Source organism: bacterium, from assembly GCA_020440705.1.
Taxonomy (GTDB): domain Bacteria; phylum Krumholzibacteriota; class Krumholzibacteriia; order LZORAL124-64-63; family LZORAL124-64-63; genus JAGRNP01.
The window spans coordinates 1-3,459 of record JAGRNP010000209.1 but is presented as its reverse complement, the minus strand read 5'-3'; the positions used below and the strand labels follow the sequence as shown (position 1 = coordinate 3,459).

Annotated in this window: 4 protein-coding genes; all 4 read left to right on the top strand. The window is 69.4% G+C overall.

Translation table 11 applies throughout. The features are described from left to right. The coding region (locus KDM41_17605; GenBank protein ID MCB1185240.1) for a DNA-3-methyladenine glycosylase I at window positions 1-102 on the top strand (102 nt) is incomplete at its 5' end. A 119-nt stretch (window positions 103-221) separates the two neighbouring features. Further along, window positions 222-1,157 (top strand): type IV pili methyl-accepting chemotaxis transducer N-terminal domain-containing protein, encoded by a 936-nt coding sequence (locus KDM41_17600; GenBank protein ID MCB1185239.1) that lies wholly within the window; start codon window positions 222-224, stop codon window positions 1,155-1,157. A 220-nt stretch (window positions 1,158-1,377) separates the two neighbouring features. Continuing rightward, window positions 1,378-2,685, top strand: coding sequence for a hypothetical protein (locus KDM41_17595; GenBank protein MCB1185238.1), 1,308 nt, complete (start codon window positions 1,378-1,380; stop codon window positions 2,683-2,685). 269 nt (window positions 2,686-2,954) lie between these two features. After that, window positions 2,955-3,459 (top strand): hypothetical protein (locus KDM41_17590; GenBank protein ID MCB1185237.1); only part of this gene is annotated, 505 nt, incomplete at its 3' end.

Genomic DNA, 3,459 nt, shown 5'->3' with positions numbered 1-3,459 from the left:
TGCTACGCCTTCATGCAGGCCACCGGGATGGTCAACGACCACACGGTGGACTGCCATCTGCACCGTGTTCTCGGTGGCCGCGGCCAGTCCGGATCGCGCTAACAGGACATCACTGATCCATATTAGAAGACAAAAATGGTTAAGGATTTTGCGTATGTGCCGATGCGGGTACGGATAGCGATCCCGCATCCGCACCGATTCCGACCGGGAGGCATTCCGTCATGTCGCAGATCCTTCGCTTCCGTCCGGCCGTCGCCGGCCTTTCTCTCGCCGTCCTCGTGCTGACTTTGCTGGGCACGCCGCTCATCGTCGCCGCGGCCGAAGGGCCGACGGCCGCCGAATACGGTGTCGTCCTGAACCTGTCCGGCAAGCAGCGCATGCTGAGCCAGAAGATGAGCAAGGAGATCATGCTGGTCGCCATGGACGTGGACAAGGCCGCCAACCTGAAGAATCTGGCGGCGACGGCGGCGCTGTTCGACAAGACCCTGCACGGGCTGCGCGACGGCGACGCCGATCTGCGCCTGCCGCCGACCACCAATGCGCGCATCCTGCGGCAGCTGGACACCATCGGGGAGATCTGGACCGGCTTCCACGCCACCGTCGACGCGATCGTGGCCGCCGGCGCCGTGACGCCCGACCAGGTGGCCGAGGTGGCCGCCGCCAACCTGCCGCTGCTCCAGCAGATGAACAAGTGCGTGAAGCTGTACGAGAAGGACGCGAGCAGCGCCGGCCTGAGCGCCGATCCGGGCCTCGCCGTGACCATCAACCTGGCCGGCAAGCAGCGCATGCTCACCCAGAAGATGAGCAAGGAGTACCTGCTGGTCGCCTACGGTCACGAAACCGACGCCAACAAGCTGAACCTGCTGGAGACCTACACCCTCTTCGAGCGGACCCTGGCCGGGCTGAAGGACGGCGACGACGTGCTGGGCCTGCCAGCGACCTCGAACGCCGATATCCGCGCCCAGCTGGACGTGGTGGCCGGGCTGTGGGCGACGTTCAAGCCCGTGGTGGAGAACGGCGCCGCCCCGGGCACGACCGCCTTCTCGGCCACCGACCTGCAGACCCTGGCCACGACCAACCTGCCGCTGCTCAAGGAGATGAACGCGGCTGTGGGCATGTACGAGAAGGAAGCCGGCGGCGGCGGCGCGAGCATGTAGATCACGAGGGGGAACGTCGATGTCCATCAAGGCCAAGCTCATCGCCGCCGGAGGGGCCGTCAGCTTCGTGCTGGCGGCCATCCTCGGGCTCACGCTGTACAGCTACGGTAGCCTGAACGCCGGTTTCGGCGCGATCGTGCGCGAAGCCGACGCCGGAGTGGGCGACGCCGACCGGGCCGCCGCCGGTGTCGCCGCCGCCGACGACTCGCTGCGCGCGGCGATGACCCGCATCGTGGCCCTGACCACGGAGATCGACCAGTCCAACCAGGCGGTGCGCATCAACGAGCGCAAGATCGCGACCCTCGCGCAGACCCTTGCCGACCTGGTGGCGACTATCGACGAGGCCAGCGCCGACCTGCCCGACGGCGAGGCGCGCTGGTCCCTCGAGGACATCTCCGACGAGGTCGGCGACATCCAGGAGCGGGTGCGGCGCGAAGCCCTCGTCGGATTGGGCGCCACCGTGCGCGAGATGGAGAGCTTCTCCAGCGTGCTCGGGACCGAGGCCGATGGCCTCGAATCGGTCGCCACCGCCCTGGCCGCGAGCCGCGACCAGGCGGGCCGTGTCAGCACCGCCAACTCGCGCATCGCGACCCTCAGTCAGGGTTTCCTGGGCCAGATCGGGTCGAGCCGCAACATCGTCTCGGCGGTGGTGGGGGCGGCGATGGTGCTGATCCTGGCGGGATCGTTCCTCTTCGCCCTCTCGCTCACCAGGCCGATCACGGCCGTGATCCGCAGCCTGACCTCGGGCTCGCAGCAGATGACCGCCGCGGCGGGTCAGATCTCTGCCGCGAGCGAGCACCTCGCCCTCGGCACCAGCGACCAGGCCGCGAGCCTGCAGGAGACCTCCGCATCCCTGCAGCAGATGGGCGCCCTGACCGGTCAGAGCACCGACAACGCCCGCAGGGTCGACGGGTTCACCCGCAACGCCTCCGAGCTCATCGACGGCAGCATGGCCGCCATGGACCGTCTGCTCGAGGCCATCGAGGAGATCCGGGCCTCGACCGTCGAGACGGGCCGCATCGTCAAGACCATCGACGAGATCGCCTTCCAGACCAACCTGCTGGCCCTGAATTCCGCCGTCGAGGCGGCCCGGGCCGGCGATGCCGGCAAGGGCTTCGCGGTGGTGGCCGAAGAGGTGCGCAATCTCGCCCGGCGCAGTGCCGAGGCCGCCAGCAGCACCGCGACCATGGTGGACGGGAGCCAGCGCAGCGCCGAGGCCGGTGTCGGTCTGGCGGCGGACCTGTCGCGGAACCTCCAGGACGTTACGGCGGCGGTCCACGAGATCCAGACCCTCATGTCCGAGATCGCCTCGCAGACGTCCGAACAGGCCCAGGGCATCGAGCACGTCAACATCGCCATGGCCAGGATCGACTCCGGCGTCCAGCAGGCCGCGGCCACGAGCGAGGAGTCCGCCGGTTCGGCGCGCGAACTGGCCTCCCTGGCCGGCGACCTCGACGCGACCATCGGGCAGCTCGTCGGGGTGGCCCAGGGCCGGACCCGCCGGGGCGGGGACGGCACCGCCGGATGAGGCTCGATTCCGGCTCCCGATCGGAGGCCGGATCGCCGCGACGGCGCCGGAATCCGGCCGGGCGGCGCAGGGCCGATCCGGCCGGAAACGTCCGGAAACGCCAAGAATACCCTTGTTCCCGCAATTTCCTTTGTGGTATGATCTTGTGAGGTAAAGATTGATCAGAATTCCCGCGCTGACGGGGATTCCGGTCGGCGCGCCGAGCCCTCCCCCGGGGGCGGACCCGGTGTGCCGTCGCGCCCCTGGTTTCCCGAGCGAGGCCCCGCACCATGCGTCACATCGCGACCCGATCCCTCCCATTGGTCTTCTTTTTCGCCGCCATCGGGTCGGTCCTTGCTGCCGCTCCGGTCGGGGCGGCCTTCGTCTCCGACGAGGTGCTGCTGGTGGACGGCGTGGGGGCCCCGGGCCTGAGCCCGGCCGCCGACCTGCTCTCGGTGCAGTTGGGGCATGACACCGCCGACGGGCGTCCCGTCCTGCGCTGCAGCTTCCTGTCCCTCTCCGCAGACGTGCCCGGCGGGCTGGCGCGCGCGTTCGTGGCGTCCGGGCGTCCGCGCAGCGTCGGGCTCGCGGTGTCGGGAGCGCCGGCGGGGCAGCCCCAGCGGGCTCTCGCGGCCGTGGACCTGGTGAGCCGCGGCGCCCGTTTCGAACTCGACGATCCCGCAAAGAACGGTCGGGTATGGACCGATCCCGCCGATCCGGACGCCATCTTCATCGGCCTGGACGAGGATCCGGCCGCGACGGGAAGCTGGAGATTCACGGTGGCCACGACCCAGG